Genomic DNA, 19,905 nt, shown 5'->3' with positions numbered 1-19,905 from the left:
TCTTCTACTAATTTTAAACACTTAAACTATTAAACCAAATTTTACCCTTTTAAGGCTTTAACCATTACTTTATCAATCTTCACGCCATCCATATCGATGACCTCTAACTCAAACTTGTGCCAAATCAACTTTTCTCCTTCTTTTGGGATACGTGATAATTCGGTCATTATTAATCCGCTTACTGTGGTTACTTCATAATCATTTATCAAATCATCCAACTCGAAATAAGTCAAGAAATCGTGTAGTGAATAATGTCCATCTACCATCCAAGTTCCATCTTCTCTTTCAATTAATTGGAAGTCATCTTTATAAAAATCAGATGCATTACCTACTAGTGCTTCGAGAATATCATTCAGCGTAATTACTCCTTGAAAAACGCCATATTCATCTGAAACTAGCGCATAATGAACTCCTGTTTCCTTAAACTGTTCCAGCGCTTTGTATGCAGTAGTTTGCTCCATCATAAAAGGAGCTTCAGTCATAATTTCGGCCAAATTGAAGTTTTCGTTTTCAAAATGAGCGAAGATATTTTTTAAGTTAACTACTCCAACAATATCATCGTGATTATCTCCATAAACTGGGTAAATAGAATGCAGTTCTTTCAGCATAAACTCCTTTACTTTGTTTTTGTCTGCGTGCAAAGGCAAAATCATAACCGCTTTTCTATGGGTCATTAACGAATTGATTTTTCGATCTCCAATATGAAAAACACGTTCTACTATATCTTGTTCTATTTCCTGAACTTCACCACCTTCAGTACCTTCTTTGATTATGGCTTTTATCTCTTCTTCGGTTACTTTCCCATCAGCTGTGGGTTTTATTTTCAGAATATCCAATAAAAAATCGGTCGAAGTCATTAGTAACCATATAAATGGAGCCGTAATTATCGAAACAATTTTCATGGGTAATGCCACTGCTTTGGCAATACCTTCAGGATGGTTTAACCCAATTCTTTTAGGCAACAACTCTCCCAACACCAAAGAAAAAAATGTAAGTATCACAACAACTATTCCAACAGCAATTGAATGTGAAAACGGCGCTAATAGATGAAATCCTTTTACAAATATTTCTACATCGGCAGTTATTTTGTCGCCGCTGTAAATCCCGGTAAGTATTCCAATAAGTGTTATGCCTATTTGAACCGTTGACAGGAATTTGTTTGGCGAATTGGCTAAATCCAAAGCGATTTGAGCGCTTTTGTTTCCTTTTTTTGCTGCGGTTTCCAATCTGTTTTTCCTGGCCGAAATCAATGCGATTTCAGACATGGAGAAAACTCCATTTAAGAGTATCAGAAAAAAAATTATTACTATTTCCAATTGTTAGATAATTCGTTTATATTTTGGATTTCATAGAATCCCGTTTTGTGTAATCTTATTTTCATAGCCCAGATAGAAGTGAAAAGCCCACAGTCCCGTTGTTTAATTTTTATGAGTGACTCGAAAGCGACTGAAAGAAGCTTGTGAGGCGCTTTAGAAAAATAAACAACGGGACGAGGACTTGTAACGTAAAGCTGGATATTGCTCCTACAAATTATCAATAACTGCCGTAAGTCTTTCTGTAATTTCCTGAATAGTTCCTATTCCATTTACAGCGTGAAACTTATTTTGGTCCTTGTAATACCCCATCAATGGAGCTGTTTTTTCGTTGTATTCTTGGTAACGGTTTCTGATTTTTTCTTCGTCTTGGTCGTCAACTCTTCCGCTAGTTTTTCCTCTTTCCAATAATCTTGCTACCAGAATATTATCATCGGCTTCAAGGGCTACTGTTGCAGTTACACTTGAACCAATTGTTGGTAAAAATGCGTCTAATGCTTCGGCTTGACCGATTGTTCTTGGATATCCGTCGAATAAAATTCCGTTGGAATCCAAATGTTTGTTTACCTCATCAATAAGCATTTTGGTCGTTAATTCGTCTGGAACCAAATCCCCAGCATCCATATATACTCTTGCTTCTTTGCCCAATGGAGTATCATTTTTCAGGTTATAACGAAAAACATCTCCAGTTGAAATGTGTGTTAATTTGTATTTTTCTTTTAAAAACTCAGCCTGAGTTCCTTTTCCGGCTCCTGGCTTTCCAAATAAAACTATATTGATCATTCCTTTTTTATATGTGATTTTTACTCTTTTTTTATTCTTTTAATTGATATACTTCTGGTAAATTCCTACCTAAACCATCATAATCCAAACCAAAACCAACGATGAATTTGTTAGGAATTCGGATACCGACATAATCAATTTTCAGGTCTTTTTTGAAAGCATCGGGTTTGAAGAACAAGGTTGCGATTTTAAAATGCTTTACATTTTGACTTTTAAACAATTTTTTCAATTCCTCTAAAGTATTTCCTGTATCGATAATATCTTCAATAACAACGACGGTGCGCCCAGTTAAATCCTGGTTTAAACCGATTAATTGCTTAACCGATTCTGTGGAAGTTGTTCCTTCGTAAGAAGCCAGTTTGATAAAAGAAACCTCACAGGGTTTTTTGTATAATTTTAAAAAATCGGAAACCACCATAAAAGAACCATTCAAGACTCCAATAAAAATTGGTGTTTCATCAAAAAAATCGTCTTCTATTTGCGCTACCATTTTTTCAATAGCAAAGTTTATCTCTTTGGCTGAAATAAACGGAACAAATTGTTTATCGTGTAGTTGTATCACAGTTTTGTGTTTTAAAATATTTGGCAAAGATAGGGATTTCACTTTTGACAATTGTCAATTGATTTGTACTTTTAAACCAAAAATACTGATGATGGTCACCGAATTCCAAAAAAATTTAGATTATGTAACAGGACATAGGGCCAATCGACAAAAATATGCCAACGAAGTACTCAGTAATCCGATACTTTTTCTGGAGTTGATTCGACTTTGTTTTCAAGTTTCAGACAAAAATGCATCCAAAGCCTGTTGGATTCTTGAATTTGTTTGTTACCAAAAATTGGAATGGCTTACAGCTCATTTGAATTTTTTCTGTTCCAATATTAAAAACTTAAAAGACGAAAGTTCAATTCGTCCAATAGCCAAAATTTGTCAGCTTTTGGTTCTTTCGCATTATAAGAAAAAAGAAATACAGCTTTCGGAAAAACACTTGGAACAAATAATTGAAAATTCTTTTGACTGGCTAATTAATGATATCAAAGTAGCTCCCAAAGCTTATTCGATGCGGACTTTGTATATTTTGGGACAACATTACGATTGGATTCATCCCGAATTGAAAACGATAATCACCAAAGATTTTCCAAATCATAGTGCAGCGTACAAAGCTGTCGCCAAAGAAGTTTTGAAGAAAATAAAATAGCATTTTCCTATTCGATTAGGAAAAAGTATCTTTGCACACACTAGGCAATATGCCCAACAGACAAAGCTAAAGACAATCACAATGAATTATTTTTCATCCTCTTTTAAATTAGGTATACTTGGTGGCGGACAATTAGGCAAAATGCTTTTGTTTGACACCAGAAAATTTGACATACAAACTTATGTTCTTGATCCTAGCGATGAAGCTCCCTGCAAAATAGCATGTAATCAATTCTTTCAAGGTGACCTAATGGATTTTGAAACAGTTTACAATTTTGGGAAACAAGTAGATGTTTTGACTTTTGAAATTGAATTGGTGAATTTAGATGCACTTGAAAAATTGGAAAACGAAGGCGTAAAAGTTTTTCCTTCGCCAAAAACACTGAAACTGATTCAGAATAAAGGAATTCAAAAGGAGTTTTATATCAAAAATAATATTCCAACAGCACCTTTCAAGCGATACGCGACATTAAAAGATTTAGTAGTCGATTTAGTAGATTCTAATATTCAACTTCCTTTTGTATGGAAATGTACCGAATTTGGATACGACGGAAACGGTGTAAAAGTCATTAGACAAACAGCTGATTTAGAAAATTTACCGAATGTAGAATGTATTGCCGAAACGATGGTTCCTTTCAAAAATGAATTGGCCGTAATCGTTTGCCGCAATCCGCAAGGAGAAATAAAAACATATCCTGTAGTCGAAATGGAGTTTCATCCCGAAGCCAACCAAGTGGAATATGTAATTTGTCCCGCTCGAATTGATGACAAAGTAGCCGAAAAAGCGAGACTGATTGCTTTGAATGTTTCGCAGCAATTCAATCATGTTGGACTATTGGCGGTTGAAATGTTCCAAACCGAAGATGATGAAATCTTGGTAAACGAAGTGGCTCCTCGCCCACATAATTCAGGTCATTACTCGATTGAAGCGAGTTATACTTCGCAATTTGAAAACCATTTACGCGCGATTCTAGATCTGCCATTAGGAAATAGCGAGAGTAAAGTTGCTGGAATTATGGTTAATCTCTCTGGAGCTGAAGGTTTCTCTGGAGATGTCGTTTACGAAAACATAGAGAAAATATTAGGATGGAATGGAGTTACACCACACATTTACGGCAAGAAACAAACGCGTCCTTTTAGAAAAATGGGGCACGTAACCATTGTCAATGAAGACATAAACAAAGCTAGGAGAATAGCCGAGGATGTGAAAAATACGATAAGAGTAATAAGCCCCCCAACCCCCGACGGGGGAGTCTAAACTCTTACGAATTAAAAAACTTTAACTAAAAACCTACCCACCTCCTAGTAGGAATTCCCCCTTCGGGGGTTAGGGGGCTTATTATGAAAGTAGCCATAATCATGGGAAGTATTTCGGATATGCCGGTAATGCAAGATGCCATAGACATTTTAAAAGGATTCGATATAGCTGTAGAAGTTGATATTGTATCGGCACACAGAACCCCAGAAAAATTATTTGATTTTAGTAAAAACGCTCATACTCGCGGTATTTCGGTAATCATTGCCGGAGCTGGAGGTGCAGCGCATTTACCAGGAATGGTAGCATCGATGTCTCCATTGCCTGTCATTGGAGTTCCTGTAAAATCAAGTAATTCTATCGATGGTTGGGACAGTGTTTTGTCAATTTTACAAATGCCCGGCGGTGTTCCTGTAGCAACCGTTGCTTTAAATGGCGCCAAAAATGCTGGAATTCTTGCCGCTCAAATTATTGGTAGCGCCGACGCAACTATTTTAGATAAAATCATAACATATAAGGAAGGTCTGAAAGAAGCGGTTTATAAATCTTCTGAAAACTTAAATAAGTAAAAAAGCTCCTGAAAAAAGAGGAGCTTTTCGGATATTGTAAATTCTAAACTTGGGGAAATTTAGTATTTAACAATATAATTTTCTTTTTATTTGGGACAAAAAGAGTTAAAATTTTCGACTGAATTAATTGATGTGTTAATTAATTACTCGACAAAAGTACATAAAAAACCGATAAACAACACTTTTATTATAAATTTTAACAAATTTTTCTTGTTTTTATTTTCAAAACATGAAAACATAAAGCCATAACAACCACTTGTTTATAACAAAATCGAATATACAATCATGAATATACTACTCCAGAAATTTGACACCAAGCTAGACACGGCGCCATTTTCTAAAATAAAAAACGAAGATTACCTTCCTGCTTTTCAGGAAGCAATTGTCTTGGCGAAAGCAGAAATTGATGCTATTGTAAGCAATACAGAAAATCCTACTTTTCAAAATACTATTGAGGCATTGTCTTTTAGCGGCGATACTTTGGACCGAATTTCAAGTGTTTTCTTTAATTTAAACTCTGCAGAGACGAGTGACGAAATGCAAAAAATCGCCCAAGAGGTTTCTCCTTTATTGTCTGAATTTGGAAATGACGTTCGCTTGAATGCTTCTTTATTTGCAAAAGTAAAAACGGTTTACGACCAAAGAGATTCTTTGAACTTAAATCCGGAACAAACTACACTTCTAGACAAACAGTACAAAAGCTTTTCCAGAAATGGAGCTAATTTGCCAGAAGACAAGAAAAATCAACTACGTGAAATTGACAAAGAATTATCAAAACTAAGTTTACAATTTGGAGAAAATGTGTTGACTGAAACCAACGCTTTCGAATTACATCTTACTGATTACAAACATTTAGCAGGTTTACCGGAAGGAACCATCGAAGCGGCTCGTTCATTGGCGAAAGCGCAAGAAAAAGAAGGCTGGATTTTTACGTTGGATCATCCAAGTTACATTCCGTTTGTGACGTATGCGGACAATCGTGAATTACGTAAAAAAATGGCTATTGCTTTTGGTGCAAAATGTTTTCAAAACAACGGATTTGACAATCAGGAAATTGTTCTAAAAATTGTCAAATTTCGTTTTGAAAGAGCCAATCTTTTGGGCTATAAAACCCATGCCCATTTTGTTCTTGAAGAGCGTATGGCTGAAAGCCCAGAGAAAGTATTGTCTTTTTCAAATGATTTATTGGCCAAAGCCAAACCAGCGGCGCAAAAAGAATTTGAACAATTGTCTGCGTTCGCCAAAGAACTAGACGGAATCGAACAACTTGAAAAATGGGACGGCGCATATTATTCAGAAAAATTGAAGCAACAATTATTCAATTTGGATGATGAGAAATTGAAACCGTATTTCCAATTGGAGGAAGTATTAAATGGTGCTTTTACCATTGCTAAAAAACTATATGGATTGACTTTTTCAGAGATTTTCGATATCGACAAATACCATGAAGAAGTAACTACCTATGAAGTAACAGACAAAAACAACGAATTGGTGGCAGTTTTTTATGCTGATTTCTTTCCGCGAAAAGGCAAACGTAATGGTGCTTGGATGACTTCTTTCAAATCACAATACATTAAACACGGGAAAAACGAAAGACCTCATATTTCTAATGTTTGCAACTTTACAAAACCTACCGAAACCAAGCCGTCACTTTTGACTTTTAACGAAGTGACTACTTTATTTCACGAATTTGGTCACGGATTGCACGGAATGTTAGCCAATACGACCTATCCAAATCTATCGGGAACATCGGTTTATTGGGACTTTGTAGAATTACCAAGCCAGATTATGGAAAATTGGTGTTACGAACCTGAAGCTTTGGCTTTGTTTGCTCATCATTATGAAACTGGAGAAGTTATTCCGCAGGAATATGTACAAAAAATTAAAGAAAGCGCTAGTTTTCAGGAAGGTTTGGCTACGATGCGCCAACTGAGTTTTGGCTTATTGGATATGGCTTGGCACGGACAGAACCCAACGAATATTACAGACATCAAAACTTTTGAAACCGAGCAATTTGCTTCGACACAATTGTATCCAGATGTAAAAGAAAATGCAATGAGTACAGCCTTTTCACATATTTTTCAAGGAGGATATTCTTCTGGATATTATAGTTACAAATGGGCCGAGGTTCTTGATGCCGACGCTTTCGCTTATTTCTTAGAGGAAGGAATATTTAATACCGAAGTGGCCGAAAGATTCAAAGAAAATGTACTTTCAAAAGGCGGAACAGAACACCCAATGATTTTATACAAACGTTTTAGAGGACAAGAACCAAAACCAGATTCTTTGTTGAAAAGAGCGGGATTGTTATAAAAGATTGCAGACCCAAGCGATAGCGAACAGGCGAAGCAATTAAGATATTAGAATGCAGATTTAAACCGAAGTAGAAATGCTTCGGTTTTTTTATTGAATAAAAAGCAACAACAACAACAACAACAACAACCAAACTATAGGAATACTTTCCACCCAAAACGAAGTGTAATATTTTGCGCGTTTTTCATTAGCAAAAACCAAAAAAAGTGTAATTACAATCGCAACAGCAATATCAAGATTTAATTTCAGCTTCAAAAATTGAATATTGAAATTACTATAGATATTGAAGAACTCTAATCCGCAGAAAAAAACCAATAAAGCAAAACCCAGTATTTTGGTATTCTTCACTCCTATTTGTTGCGGCACGGTTCTTAAATTGGAATTATCATGTCGTAAATCGATTATTTCGAAAATAAGAATCAAAACAAAAATCAAAATAAATCGTTGAATCGATAGTATTCCAATGCTTATTGTTGGCGTAACTGCAGCATTCAACAAAGGCAAAAATACCGTCGCCCCTACCCAACAAAACGATACGATATAAATCTTTACTCCGGCCCAATTTCGGGCATTTATTCTATTCGGAAAAAAAGGAAGGGTATACAGCATCGTCAACCCTAGAAAAACAATAGCCCCTATTTGTGTGATGCGTTCCAACAGAAAAAAATAATAACCCGTCATGATAAAAGACCCCAAAGTAAAAACAGCAATCACCCGTAATTGCTTTTGCAGCTGTAATCTCTTGGCTCTTGCCAATTCTTCATATTTTACAAAATTATATCCGACAACGGTGCCCCAAAAAGCAAAATAGCCCACTGCATTTTGTTGTGAAATGTGGAATACCATTTGGGTGATTTGCACCAATGCAAAACAGGACAAACCAACATGAATGCTGCTGTTTATATAAAATTGGAGAATACTTTTTAAAATCTTCATTAAACAAATTTAATCAATTGTTAATAAACCAGTCCATTAGTTGAAAAATCCCTATAAAATCAAGTTAAAAAACGGCTTTATTAAGAGATTAATATTTATTTTTGCACCACAAAAAAACACAACATTTATTTCGACACTAAATCTTGATTGGACTGAAATTCAAATATAAATGAATAGTTGAACAATCTAGCTTTTCCTTTAGACTTAAAAAAACAAAAATAGCTACACAAAAATGAAAACAGATTCTTTTGCTTTAAGACACATTGGCCCGAGAGAAACCGATTTACAACACATGTTGAAAACCATAGGAGTTGACTCCATAGAGCGACTTGTTTATGAAACCCTCCCGGATGATATTCGTCTAAAAGCACCACTTGCTTTAGACCCAGCCATGACCGAATATGAGTATTCCAACCATATCGCCCAGTTGGGAAGCAAAAACAAAATGTTTCAATCGTACATCGGTTTAGGATACAATCAAGCTATTGTTCCAGCGGTAATTCAAAGAAATATTTTTGAAAACCCAGGATGGTACACCGCTTACACTCCTTACCAAGCCGAAATAGCTCAAGGTCGTCTGGAAGCTATTTTGAATTTCCAAACAATGGTTGTTGAATTGACTGGAATGGAAATTGCCAATGCTTCTTTACTTGATGAAGCGACTGCAGCTGCCGAAGCTATGGCTTTACTTTTTGATGTAAGATCACGTGATCAAAAGAAAAACAATACCAATAAATTCTTCGTTTCCGAAGAAATATTACCTCAAACTTTATCGGTTTTAGAAACTCGTTCTACTCCAATCGGAATAGAATTGGTTGTGGGTAACCACGAAACTTTTGATTTCTCATCCGACTTTTTTGGAGCTATCCTTCAATATCCAGGGAAATACGGTCAGGTAAACGACTATACCTCCTTTATTGCAAAAGCTGCTGCCAATGAAATAAAAGTAGCCGTAGCTGCCGATATTTTGAGTTTAACAAAACTGACTCCTCCAGGAGAAATGGGAGCTGCAGTAGTGGTGGGAACCACACAACGTTTCGGAATTCCGTTAGGTTACGGTGGGCCACACGCTGCTTATTTTGCCACCAAAGACGAATACAAACGTTCTATGCCGGGAAGGATCATTGGGGTAACTGTTGATACTAACGGGAACCGTGCTTTGCGTATGGCTTTGCAAACTCGTGAGCAACACATCAAACGTGATAAAGCGACTTCAAACATCTGTACTGCCCAAGTTTTACTTTCAGTTATGGCAGGAATGTACGCCGTATACCACGGCCCAAAAGGTTTAAAATATATCGCTAACAAAGTTCACGCTTTGACAGCCACTTTGTCTAACGAATTGGAAAAACTAGGCTTGCAACAAACTAACACGGCTTTCTTTGACACTATTGTTATCAAAGCCGATGCTCAAAAAGTACGCACGATTGCTGAACAAAACGAAGTAAACTTTTACTACATAGACAACAATACCGTTTCTATTTCTTTGAATGAAACAACAAGTATTGCCGACATCAATAAAATCGTTAGCATTTTCGCTTCCGCAAATGGTACCCAAGCAACAACAATCGAGACTTTATCAGAAGCCGTTCATTTCCCTGAGGATTTAATCAGAACATCATCTTTCTTACAACATGATGTTTTCAATAAATTCCACTCAGAATCAGCGATGATGCGTTACATCAAAATGTTGGAGCGTAAAGATTTATCATTGAATCACTCAATGATTTCTCTAGGATCTTGTACCATGAAACTGAATGCAGCTTCAGAAATGTTGCCATTAAGTAACGCGCTTTGGAACAACATTCACCCTTTTGCACCGCTAGACCAAGCACAAGGATACCAAGAAATGTTGTCTAAACTAGAACAACAATTAAACGTAATCACTGGTTTTGCAGGAACTACTTTACAGCCTAACTCAGGAGCACAGGGAGAATATGCAGGATTAATGGTTATTCGTGCTTACCACCAATCTCGTGGTGATCACCATAGAAATATTGCTTTAATTCCATCATCGGCTCACGGAACCAATCCGGCTTCTGCAGCTATGGCGGGTATGAAAGTGATCGTAACCAAAACATTGGAAAATGGAAATATAGACGTAGATGATTTGCGCGAAAAAGCGATTCTTCACAAAGATGATCTTTCTTGCTTGATGGTAACCTATCCATCGACTCACGGAGTTTTTGAAAGTGCAATTATCGAAATTACAAGAATCATCCACGAAAACGGTGGTCAAGTCTATATGGACGGAGCCAATATGAATGCACAAGTTGGTTTAACCAACCCAGCAACCATAGGAGCTGACGTTTGTCACTTGAACCTTCACAAAACATTCGCCATCCCTCACGGTGGTGGTGGACCAGGTGTAGGACCTATTTGTGTGGCCAAACACTTAGTACCATTCTTGCCATCCAACCCAGTTATCCCAACAGGAGGAAGCAATGCCATCACCGGTATTTCTGCAGCACCTTGGGGATCGGCATTGGTATGTTTAATCTCTTACGGTTACATCACGATGCTAGGAGCAGACGGTTTGAAAGAATCTACAGAACACGCAATCCTAAACGCCAATTACATCAAAGAAAAATTAAACGGTCACTACGATACGTTATATTCTGGCGAAATGGGTCGCGCGGCTCACGAAATGATTTTGGAATGTCGTCCTTTCAAACAAAAAGGAATCGAAGTTACCGATATCGCCAAACGTTTGATGGATTATGGTTTCCATGCACCAACCGTTTCTTTCCCAGTGGCAGGAACCTTAATGATCGAGCCAACCGAAAGCGAAAACCTAGAAGAATTAGACCGTTTTTGTGACGCCATGATTTCGATTCGTAAAGAAATCGAAGCGGCAAGCATCGAAGACAGCAACAACGTATTGAAAAATTCTCCCCATACACTAGCCATGCTTACTGCCGAAACTTGGGATTTCCCATACAGCAGAGAGCAAGCCGCTTTCCCACTGGAGTACATCGCCGAAAACAAATTCTGGCCTACCGTTCGTAGAGCCGATGATGCTTACGGAGATAGAAACCTAGTGTGCAGCTGTGCGCCAATTGAAGCGTATATTGAAAGTTAGATTTCAGAAGGCAGATTGCAGATTAAACAGAACCCTTTCGATTTTTAAATCGAAAGGGTTTTTCGTTTTTATTAGATTCTGAAGAAAAATAAGGAGCAGCTATTTTATGGTTATTTATCAACATTCCTCCTGCTGTCCGCTGTAATCCATTTTCATAAAACACCTTCCTAAAACCCGAATAACAACAGCAAACAGAGGAAGTAAAAACAAACTGGCAGAGCAAATTGATAAAACTTTTAATACAGTAATGATTATTCAAAAAAAACAAATAACTTAATACCCTAAATTCTTAAATAAATAATTTCATTATGAAAATTTCAAAGATATTACTCACTATTTGTTTGTCATTTGTTCTTTTTGGATATGGTCAAAATAAGTTAACTGGAAAGGTTGTCGATTTTAACAACAAACCCGTAGCAAAAGCTAAAATATATTTAGATTCCATAAACTCCAAAATGATCACAAATAAAGATGGAGAATTTGAAATTTTAGTTCCTGCAAAGGTGAGTACTATTAATGTTTACTCTGATGAATACGGATTATTATCCTCTAAATACAATAATGAAGACAACTTGAATTTTGTGTTTTTAGAGGCTGATAAGTCAAAAAAAATAAAAAAAGGAAGTGATGTTTCAATTGTATATTCAAAATCAGAAAAAAAATATGAAGTCATCCAATCTCAGAGTAATACCACAAGTGATATTCATACTTACAACACTATTTATGATATGATAAGAGGCAAATTAGCAGGAGTGGAAGTATCAAGAACTAACAAAATAACCATTCGAGGATTTAGTTCAATGGTAAATAGTGGCGATCCATTATTTGTTGTTAATGGAATGGTAGTGTCAAATATTGATTTTCTTACTCCTAATAATGTAAAATCAATAGAGGCTTTAAAAGGCGCTGAGGCTTCTATTTATGGATCTCGAGGGTCTAATGGTGCTATAGTAATAACAACAAAAAAATAATTTTCATAGGTTTAAATTAAAAAAAATAAGCAACTCCCTTTCAGCCAAAAACTGAAAGGGTTTTTCATTTTTATTAGGATTCTAAGGCAAAATTAGGAGCAGAAGTTTTCGGTTTTTCATCAACATGACTCCTGCTGTCCGCTGTATCTTTTTATCTCGTCCCAAAAGACGAGACAAAAAGGATGCCGCTTCCATCAGGGCTATGCTACTTATTTAATTTCCATAAAATACACCCCTAAAAAACTCCCTATTTCAAACAAAACCATACTTTAAATTATCGAAACTTTTTATTTAAAATAAAATGATATTTATCCTTTTAAAATTAGGATTTAATTTTTTAACAAAAAATATCCACTTTGTTATTTATAACAATTCCAAGAATAAAATGCATCATTTAATAATTTTCAATAAAATATATTCAATAATTTTGCTATATATTTAATATTCTGCAATTATATGCGTGCATAGTAAATAATTTGCCCTTTATACATTTATTATAATTAATTTAGCCGAAGTTTATCTTGAAAATAGCAAAATGAAAATAAAAATAACTGGAATAGGAAGTTATATTCCTGAGAAAAAAATAAGCAATACCGACTTTAGCGAACATGTTTTCTTAAACGAAGACGGTACTCCATTCGCCTATCCAAATGAAGTTGTCATCAATAAATTTAAAGGCATTACAGGTATCGAAAAAAGAAGATATGCAGAGGATCATTATACCTCATCTGATCTTGCTTTCTTTGCTGCTCAAAAAGCTATTGAAAACGCAGCAATAGATCCCGAAACCTTAGATTATATTATTTTTGCCCATAATTTTGGCGATGTAAAACACGGCACAAGTCAATCTGATATTATTCCGAGTTTGGCCACTAGAGTCAAACATAAATTACAGATAAAAAATCCAAAATGTGTCGCTTACGATATCCTTTTTGGTTGCCCAGGCTGGATTGAAGGCGTGCTACAAGCCAATGCTTTCATAAAATCGGGTATGGCCAAAAAATGTTTGGTTATTGGTGCCGAGACCCTTTCAAGAGTAGTAGATGCTCACGACAGAGACTCCATGATTTACTCTGATGGAGCTGGCGCCTCAATTATTGAAGCCTCAGAAGACGAAAGCGGAATGTTATCTTATGAAAGTGCAACCTTCGCTGCCGAAGAAGCCCATTTTCTTTATTTCGGAAAATCATACAACCCCGATCTGGATCCAGATACGAAGTACATCAAAATGTACGGCCGCAAAATTTACGAATTTGCACTAAGCCAAGTCCCATCGGCAATGAAAAGCTGTTTGGACAAAAGCGGAATCGCCATTGAAGATGTAAAAAAAATCCTAATTCACCAAGCAAATGAAAAAATGGATGAAGCTATCATTCATCGTTTTTACAAATTATACGGTAAAACACCTCCGAAAGACGTGATGCCAATGAGCATCGCCGAACTAGGAAACAGTAGTGTCGCCACGGTACCTACTTTATTTGATTTGTTAATTCAAGGAAAAATAGAAAATCAAGAAATTAAAAAAGGAGATGTACTACTTTTTGCTTCAGTAGGAGCGGGAATGAATGTCAATGCTTTTGTATATCGATACTAAAAATAACTGTACGCTTATTACCGAGCCCACTTCGCTTTTATAGTGCAGTGGGCTTTTTTTGGGACAAATTTGAAATTACAAACCGTATAAGAAACAGAATCTTTATATTTGCAAACTCTAAAGCAACTGCGATAGTTAAAAATTAAAAACATGTACGAGAAAACGTTTCCCAATAAAAGATTCAAACATACTTTAGAATTTTTAAAAAAACACATCAACACCTCTCAAACCATATTGGATTTAGGTGTCGAGAACCCTTTTTCTAAAATCATGAAAGAAGAAGGTTTCACCGTAAAGAACACTACTGGAGAAGATTTGGACATCAATCAAAGTGTTTTTTCGGAAGGAAAACAAGATGTGGTTACGGCTTTTGAAATTTTTGAACATTTGCTCAATCCATATACCATTTTAAGCGAAATAAAATCAGATAAATTATTGATATCAATTCCTTTGCGTCTATGGTTTTCTTCTGCCTATCGCAGTAAAACAGACATGTGGGACAGGCATTACCACGAATTTGAAGACTGGCAATTGGACTGGTTACTGGAGAAAACAGGATGGAAAATCATCGATAGCCAAAAATTTACCCATCCCGTTAAAAAAATTGGTTTTCGCCCCTTGTTGCGATTTTTCGTTCCGAGATATTATATTGTTTATGCGGAAAAAGTAAAATAATGAATTATTATATTGTTATACCCGCCTACAACGAAGAAGCGTTAATTGCTTTGACATTACAATCCTTGATTTCGCAAACAGTTTTGCCTTCAAAAATTGTGGTTGTCAATGATAATTCGACCGATAAAACTGCCGAAGTTGTTTTGGATTTCGCCAAAGACAATCCGTTTATCACTCTAGTTAATAAGAGCTCAAGCAATGTCCATTTGCCTGGAAGTAAAGTCATTCAGGCATTTCAAAAAGGTTTAGAAACTTTGGATAACAATTATGACATTATAGTAAAAATAGATGCCGATTTAATTTTTCCTTCCAATTATTTCGAAACCATAATTAAACATTTTCAATCTGATGCCACTATAGGAATGGTAGGCGGATTTTGCTATATCGAAAAAAATGGCGACTGGGTTCTGGAAAACCTAACAGACAAAGATCATATTCGAGGTGCATTGAAAGCTTATCGAAAAGAATGCTTTCATCAAATTGGAGGATTAAAACCTGCAATGGGTTGGGACACCGTTGACGAATTACTTTGTAAATTCTACAATTGGAAAGTAGTCACCGATTCTACCTTGCACGTAAAACACCTCAAACCTACAGGCGCCAATTACAACAAAACAGCACGCTACAAACAAGGAGAATCTTTTTATACGTTGGGATATGGTTTTTTTATAACGACTATTTCTTCGGTTAAATTAGCCATGATGAAAAAGAAACCACTACTGTTCTTTGATTATATAAAAGGTTTCTGGAAAGCAAAAAATGCCAAAACCCCTTTGTTGGTAAGCGAGGAACAAGCCCGTTTCATCCGAAATTATCGTTTGCAAAAAATGAAAGAGAAATTGTTTTAGCATTTTACTCTTTTGCAATTAAAAACAAAATCTAAAATTCCAACAAAATACAGTATTTTTGCGTACTTGTATTCTTTTCTGAATACTGCAACCTGTAAACTGAACACTAAAAAATGATGCTCATTCGCTATACCTCCCAGATCGGAAAATACTTTTTGATGTGGAAAGAAATCTTCAACAAACCAACAAAATGGTCTGTTATGAAAGGCTTAATCTACAAAGAAGTCGATGATTTAATTATTGATTCGTTGGGAATTGTTGCTTTTATTTCTTTCTTCGTCGGTGGCGTTGTTTCTATGCAAACCGCTTTGAACTTGACAAACTCTTTTATTCCAAAATACCTAATTGGGTATGCGACCCGCCAATCGGTGATTTTAGAATTTGCCCCAACTTTTATGTCAATTATTATGGCTGGAAAAATGGGCTCTTTTATAACTTCAAGCATTGGCTCCATGCGTGTTACCGAACAAATTGATGCGCTAGAGGTTATGGGTGTTAACTCACTTAATTATTTGGTTTTCCCAAAAATAATAGCCTTGCTTTTATACCCGTTCCTTGTAGGAATCGGTATGTTTCTTGGAATAACTGGTGGCTACATAGCAACGGTTTACGGTGGTTTCGGAAATAGTATTGACTTTATCGAAGGGCTTCAAAGAGATTTTATTCCCTTTCACATTGTGTATGCTTTTACCAAAACTTTTATTTTTGGTATGCTGTTGGCAACTATTCCTTCTTTTCATGGTTTTTACATGAAAGGTGGCGCACTCGAAGTCGGTAAAGCGAGCACTGTTTCTTTTGTATGGACTTCGGTTACCATCATTTTGATCAACTATATTATTACCCAATTACTCTTAACAAAATGATAGAAATAAAAAACATAGAAAAATCATTTGGCGGTGTCAAAATTCTTAAAGGTGTTTCTTGCGTTTTTGAAGCAGGAAAAACCAATTTAATTATTGGCCAAAGTGGATCGGGTAAAACCGTTTTGTTAAAATCATTATTGGGAATTCACACTCCAGAAGTTGGAAGTATTTCTTTTGATGGACGTATATATTCTGATCTTAATTCAGATGAAAAACGAGAAATACGTACCGAAATTGGTATGCTTTTTCAGGGAAGTGCTCTTTTTGACAGCATGACTGTTGCCGAAAACGTTGGTTTTCCATTGAAAATGTTTACCAACGACAGTAATGCTAAAATACAAAAACGTGTTGATTTTGTTTTAGAAAGAGTAAATCTGGTAGGTGCTCACAAAAAACTACCTTCTGAAATTTCGGGAGGAATGCAGAAAAGGGTTGCAATTGCCCGTGCTATTGTAAACAATCCTAAATATTTGTTTTGTGACGAACCCAATTCAGGATTAGATCCTAATACTGCCATTTTGATAGATAATTTGATTAGAGAAATTACAGAGGAATACAATATCACAACCGTCGTAAATACACATGATATGAATTCTGTAATGGAAATTGGAGATCATATTTTATTTCTAAAAAATGGCGTAAAAGCTTGGGAAGGTACCAAAGAAGAAATTTTCCTTACCGAAAATGAAGCTATTGTTGAATTTGTTTATTCATCGGAATTATTCAAAAAAGTTAGAGAAGCCTATTTGAAAGGATAAATTAATCTTTTGCTTTTTTGAACAATGTCTTTCGATATCCAGCCCAATTGATTAAAACCACACCAATTAAAATTACAATCAAGGCAAGTATTTGTTTTGAACTGATGTTTTCTTTGGCAAATAGCCAACCTAAAAAGACAGCAATAACCGGATTTACATACACATAAGTACCTACTTGTATTAATGAACGCTTAGTTATTAGCCATAAATAGGCAACAAAAGCGAGTATCCCAAAAACAATAAGATATCCCAAACTCAACCAAGAGGTTAACGATATATTACTAAAAACAAACCCTTGGGTCTCTTTTGTAAAGTAAGACAACATCAAACAAAACAATCCTGCGCTTATCATTTGCAAAGCCACATTCATCAAGGTAGGCAAATCAGTAGGATAATATCTGGAAAACAACGAACCCAATGCCCATGATATTCCACCGGCAATAATTACCAATACTCCTAAAACAAAATGATCTGAAAAAACAGATTCATTGATATCAAAAAGAATTATAACCCCCGCAAAACCTATAACCAAGCCCAGAAGTGAGCTCATATTTGAGAAGTTTTCTTTCCACTTCGGGTAATCTAAAATCAAAAACCAAAAAGGCAAACTACAAACTACTATCGAGGCAATTCCAGAAGGAACAAATTGTTCTGCCCACATCACCGATCCTGTTCCTCCAACAAGTAAAAGAGTTCCATAAATTAAATTTTTGAGAACTGCATCCTTTGTTGGCATTTTAAAATTCCCTTGCACTTTTATCAAAAGCAATAAAAGTAAACCCGCAATTACAAATCGCATTCCCATCAACATAAATGGTGGAATGGTCTCCAGTCCCAAAAAGATAAAGAAATAAGTACTTCCCCAAATAATAAAAATAGCCGCAAAAGCGAGATAGATGAGAAATTGGCTTTCGTTTTTAGACATATAATTTGGTGGATTTTAAAAATAAAAAAAATGATTTCTTTCGAAAAATTGAGTTTACTCAAGATTCTTAAGAATTCACTTTTTTAATTTAATCGAGAGGAAAAATATTTATTAGGATTTCAACTGAGATACAATCGCTTTTATCTCTTGTTCCTTACTTTTAGGATAAATCAACAAGACCGAATCTTTATCTACAATAATATAATCATCAAGTCCATCGACGATGACTTGCTTACCCAAAGCGGTTCTAATAATATTATTGGATGCGTTTTGCAACAATACAACTGCATTTACCACCGCATTGTTGTTATCGTCTTTTGGCAGTTTTTCATGCAATGAGCCCCAGGTTCCGAGATCGTTCCAATCAAAAGTAGCAGGAAGAACGTAGACATTTTTGGCGTTTTCCATAATGGCATAATCGATAGAAATATTATCTGCTTTTGGATAATTCTCCTGAATAAAAGCACTTTCATTCTCAGTGTTGTACACATCATAACCCTCCATAAAAAGAGCAAACATCTCTGGTTGAAATTCTTCAAAAGCTTTCAAAATAGATCTTACGCTCCAGATAAAAATACCGGCATTCCATAAATAATTCCTGCTTTGAATAAATCGTCTAGCTGTTTTGGAATCTGGTTTTTCTCTAAACTGAACTACTTTTTTTATCGAGCGGCTATCCAATTTATCAAATTCAATATAGCCATAACCTGTGTTTGGGGAAGTCGGTAAAATACCCAAAGTCATCAAAGATTCTTCTCTTTCGCATAAATCGAAAGAACGCTGCAAATTGGCCACAAACTGCATTTCGTCTTCAATCCAGTGATCACTTGGCGCAACAACCATCACTGCATTTGGGTTTATTTTTTTAATTTTCAAAGAAGCATACAAGATACATGGAGCAGTATTTCTCATGGCAGGTTCCAATACGATTTGCTCTTGGGTTACCATTGGCAATTGCTCCAAAATCAAGTCATTGTAACTCTCATGTGTCAAAATCAAAATATTCTCTTTCGGAATGATTTGTGATAATCGACTAAATGTTTTCTGAATTAAAGTCTCTCCAGAACCCAACATATCATGAAATTGCTTCGGAAATTCTCTCGTACTTACTGGCCAAAATCGGGAACCGATTCCGCCTGCCATTAATATTGCGTAATAATTTTTGTTCATTTTATACTTTTTTTATTTGCTTTTAAAGCAAAACTTAATTTATATTTAACTAACCCGGCAACAACTCAACCTCTGCATTTGGGTTAAATAAATACAATCGTCCAGAACTCATCTCCAAACATTCGTATCGTTTGGTTCTTATGGCTATTTTCTTGAAAATCTTCCCATTTGAGATTCTAAAAACACTACCGTAAGGAATTTCAAAGATATAGTTTTTATCATTCTCTTTATCATACTGTTTTAGGGCCAACGCCAATGTAGCATCCGTATCACTACTTGCCGTAGGATTTTTGAAATGACGAGCCAACAAAGGCAATAATTGATTGGGGAAAATTTCGGGTCGAATAAAAGGTATCATCATCCGTTGAAAAGAGAGTTTCCATTCTCCTCCATGTGGTTTTATATTTCGCCCATATTTTTCAAAAGCCACCAAATGCGAAATTTCATGAATCAACGTTATCAGGAACTTGTATTTATTTAGGCTTGCATTAACGGTAATTTCGTGTTTCCCATTCATTCCTTTTCGATAATCTCCATGACGCGTTTGCCTCTCATTTACAATTTTGAGATGCACTTGATGCGTAACAATCAGTTCAAAAACTGGTTTTACTGCATGTTCCGGCAAATATTTTAAAAGAGTTTCGGGCAAAAT

The 19,905-nt window shown here is 35.6% G+C and carries 18 protein-coding genes; 11 read left to right on the top strand and 7 right to left on the bottom strand.

The window, feature by feature from the left end:
- Nucleotides 1-41: 41 nt before the first annotated feature.
- The 3 genes from OLM57_RS07665 to hpt form a co-directional block, all read right to left on the bottom strand.
- A complete protein-coding gene (locus tag OLM57_RS07665) occupies nt 42-1,265 on the bottom strand; it encodes a hemolysin family protein (RefSeq protein WP_264566635.1) in 1,224 nt (407 codons plus the stop codon).
- Nucleotides 1,266-1,523: 258 nt separating this feature from the next.
- Nucleotides 1,524-2,096, bottom strand: coding sequence for an adenylate kinase (locus OLM57_RS07660; protein ID WP_264566634.1), 573 nt, complete (start codon nt 2,094-2,096; stop codon nt 1,524-1,526).
- Between the two features lie 31 nt (nt 2,097-2,127).
- Nucleotides 2,128-2,658, bottom strand: coding sequence for a hypoxanthine phosphoribosyltransferase (hpt, locus tag OLM57_RS07655; RefSeq protein ID WP_264566633.1), 531 nt, complete (start codon nt 2,656-2,658; stop codon nt 2,128-2,130).
- 88 nt (nt 2,659-2,746) lie between these two features.
- On the opposite strand from hpt, the gene OLM57_RS07650 reads away from it, so the two are divergent.
- The 4 genes from OLM57_RS07650 to OLM57_RS07635 all read left to right on the top strand — a co-directional run bounded on the left by OLM57_RS07650 (nt 2,747) and on the right by OLM57_RS07635 (nt 7,431).
- A complete protein-coding gene (locus OLM57_RS07650; RefSeq protein WP_264566632.1) occupies nt 2,747-3,295 on the top strand; it encodes a hypothetical protein in 549 nt (182 codons plus the stop codon).
- Nucleotides 3,296-3,376: 81 nt separating this feature from the next.
- Nucleotides 3,377-4,552, top strand: a complete 1,176-nt coding sequence (locus OLM57_RS07645) for a 5-(carboxyamino)imidazole ribonucleotide synthase (RefSeq protein ID WP_264566631.1) — start codon at nt 3,377-3,379, stop codon at nt 4,550-4,552.
- Nucleotides 4,553-4,632: 80 nt separating this feature from the next.
- The gene (gene purE / locus OLM57_RS07640; protein WP_264566892.1) at nt 4,633-5,118 is read left to right on the top strand and encodes a 5-(carboxyamino)imidazole ribonucleotide mutase; all 486 of its coding nucleotides are present in this window, start codon (nt 4,633-4,635) and stop codon (nt 5,116-5,118) included.
- A 285-nt stretch (nt 5,119-5,403) separates the two neighbouring features.
- Nucleotides 5,404-7,431: a M3 family metallopeptidase gene (locus tag OLM57_RS07635; RefSeq protein WP_264566630.1), complete on the top strand. Its 2,028-nt coding sequence runs from the start codon at nt 5,404-5,406 to the stop codon at nt 7,429-7,431.
- Nucleotides 7,432-7,521: 90 nt separating this feature from the next.
- On the opposite strand, the gene OLM57_RS07630 is transcribed toward OLM57_RS07635, so the two are convergent.
- On the bottom strand, nt 7,522-8,367 hold the full coding sequence (locus OLM57_RS07630) for a hypothetical protein (RefSeq protein WP_264566629.1): 846 nt from the start codon (nt 8,365-8,367) through the stop codon (nt 7,522-7,524).
- Between the two features lie 232 nt (nt 8,368-8,599).
- Between OLM57_RS07630 and gcvP the strand changes: the two genes are divergently transcribed.
- From gcvP to OLM57_RS07595, 7 genes are all read left to right on the top strand, one after another.
- The gene (gene gcvP, locus OLM57_RS07625; protein ID WP_264566628.1) at nt 8,600-11,449 is read left to right on the top strand and encodes an aminomethyl-transferring glycine dehydrogenase; all 2,850 of its coding nucleotides are present in this window, start codon (nt 8,600-8,602) and stop codon (nt 11,447-11,449) included.
- Between the two features lie 308 nt (nt 11,450-11,757).
- Nucleotides 11,758-12,420, top strand: a complete 663-nt coding sequence (locus OLM57_RS07620; protein ID WP_264566627.1) for a TonB-dependent receptor plug domain-containing protein — start codon at nt 11,758-11,760, stop codon at nt 12,418-12,420.
- A gap of 535 nt (nt 12,421-12,955) precedes the next feature.
- Nucleotides 12,956-14,014 carry a 3-oxoacyl-ACP synthase III family protein gene (locus tag OLM57_RS07615; protein ID WP_264566626.1) on the top strand — a complete coding sequence of 353 codons (1,059 nt, stop codon included), beginning with the start codon at nt 12,956-12,958 and terminating at the stop codon, nt 14,012-14,014.
- A gap of 150 nt (nt 14,015-14,164) precedes the next feature.
- Complete coding sequence (locus tag OLM57_RS07610) at nt 14,165-14,689, top strand: class I SAM-dependent methyltransferase (protein ID WP_264566625.1); 525 nt, start codon at nt 14,165-14,167, stop codon at nt 14,687-14,689.
- Nucleotides 14,689-15,537 carry a glycosyltransferase family 2 protein gene (locus OLM57_RS07605; protein ID WP_264566624.1) on the top strand — a complete coding sequence of 283 codons (849 nt, stop codon included), beginning with the start codon at nt 14,689-14,691 and terminating at the stop codon, nt 15,535-15,537. The genes OLM57_RS07610 and OLM57_RS07605 overlap by 1 nt, the downstream gene beginning before the upstream one ends.
- A gap of 113 nt (nt 15,538-15,650) precedes the next feature.
- Complete coding sequence (locus tag OLM57_RS07600; RefSeq protein ID WP_264566623.1) at nt 15,651-16,400, top strand: MlaE family ABC transporter permease; 750 nt, start codon at nt 15,651-15,653, stop codon at nt 16,398-16,400.
- Nucleotides 16,397-17,158 (top strand): ABC transporter ATP-binding protein, encoded by a 762-nt coding sequence (locus OLM57_RS07595; RefSeq protein ID WP_264566622.1) that lies wholly within the window; start codon nt 16,397-16,399, stop codon nt 17,156-17,158. Before OLM57_RS07600 ends, OLM57_RS07595 begins: the two co-directional genes overlap by 4 nt.
- 1 nt (nt 17,159) lies before the next feature.
- Here the strand turns inward: OLM57_RS07595 and OLM57_RS07590 are convergent, their stop codons facing one another.
- From OLM57_RS07590 to OLM57_RS07580, 3 genes are all read right to left on the bottom strand, one after another.
- Nucleotides 17,160-18,083: an EamA family transporter gene (locus tag OLM57_RS07590; RefSeq protein WP_264566621.1), complete on the bottom strand. Its 924-nt coding sequence runs from the start codon at nt 18,081-18,083 to the stop codon at nt 17,160-17,162.
- Nucleotides 18,084-18,194: 111 nt separating this feature from the next.
- The gene (locus OLM57_RS07585; protein ID WP_264566620.1) at nt 18,195-19,253 is read right to left on the bottom strand and encodes a mannose-1-phosphate guanylyltransferase; all 1,059 of its coding nucleotides are present in this window, start codon (nt 19,251-19,253) and stop codon (nt 18,195-18,197) included.
- A gap of 49 nt (nt 19,254-19,302) precedes the next feature.
- Nucleotides 19,303-19,902, bottom strand: a complete 600-nt coding sequence (locus OLM57_RS07580; protein ID WP_264566619.1) for a SprT-like domain-containing protein — start codon at nt 19,900-19,902, stop codon at nt 19,303-19,305.
- Nucleotides 19,903-19,905: the final 3 nt, after the last annotated feature.

It is taken from the genome of Flavobacterium sp. N3904, from assembly GCF_025947305.1.
Lineage (GTDB): Bacteria > Bacteroidota > Bacteroidia > Flavobacteriales > Flavobacteriaceae > Flavobacterium.
This window is presented reverse-complemented; position numbering and strand designations above follow the sequence as displayed.

Excerpts from the sequence above, each read along its gene's own strand:
- OLM57_RS07595 (WP_264566622.1), top strand. The coding sequence starts at position 16,397 with ATGATAGAAATAAAAAACATAGAAAAATCATTTGGCGGTGTCAAAATT.
- OLM57_RS07590 (WP_264566621.1), bottom strand. The coding sequence starts at position 18,083 with ATGTCTAAAAACGAAAGCCAATTTCTCATCTATCTCGCTTTTGCGGCT.
- OLM57_RS07665 (WP_264566635.1), bottom strand. The coding sequence starts at position 1,265 with ATGTCTGAAATCGCATTGATTTCGGCCAGGAAAAACAGATTGGAAACC.
- OLM57_RS07585 (WP_264566620.1), bottom strand. The coding sequence starts at position 19,253 with ATGAACAAAAATTATTACGCAATATTAATGGCAGGCGGAATCGGTTCC.
- OLM57_RS07645 (WP_264566631.1), top strand. The coding sequence starts at position 3,377 with ATGAATTATTTTTCATCCTCTTTTAAATTAGGTATACTTGGTGGCGGA.
- OLM57_RS07610 (WP_264566625.1), top strand. The coding sequence starts at position 14,165 with ATGTACGAGAAAACGTTTCCCAATAAAAGATTCAAACATACTTTAGAA.
- OLM57_RS07660 (WP_264566634.1), bottom strand. The coding sequence starts at position 2,096 with ATGATCAATATAGTTTTATTTGGAAAGCCAGGAGCCGGAAAAGGAACT.
- OLM57_RS07650 (WP_264566632.1), top strand. The coding sequence starts at position 2,747 with ATGATGGTCACCGAATTCCAAAAAAATTTAGATTATGTAACAGGACAT.
- OLM57_RS07635 (WP_264566630.1), top strand. The coding sequence starts at position 5,404 with ATGAATATACTACTCCAGAAATTTGACACCAAGCTAGACACGGCGCCA.
- gcvP (WP_264566628.1), top strand. The coding sequence starts at position 8,600 with ATGAAAACAGATTCTTTTGCTTTAAGACACATTGGCCCGAGAGAAACC.
- OLM57_RS07600 (WP_264566623.1), top strand. The coding sequence starts at position 15,651 with ATGATGCTCATTCGCTATACCTCCCAGATCGGAAAATACTTTTTGATG.
- OLM57_RS07630 (WP_264566629.1), bottom strand. The coding sequence starts at position 8,367 with ATGAAGATTTTAAAAAGTATTCTCCAATTTTATATAAACAGCAGCATT.
- OLM57_RS07605 (WP_264566624.1), top strand. The coding sequence starts at position 14,689 with ATGAATTATTATATTGTTATACCCGCCTACAACGAAGAAGCGTTAATT.
- OLM57_RS07615 (WP_264566626.1), top strand. The coding sequence starts at position 12,956 with ATGAAAATAAAAATAACTGGAATAGGAAGTTATATTCCTGAGAAAAAA.
- OLM57_RS07620 (WP_264566627.1), top strand. The coding sequence starts at position 11,758 with ATGAAAATTTCAAAGATATTACTCACTATTTGTTTGTCATTTGTTCTT.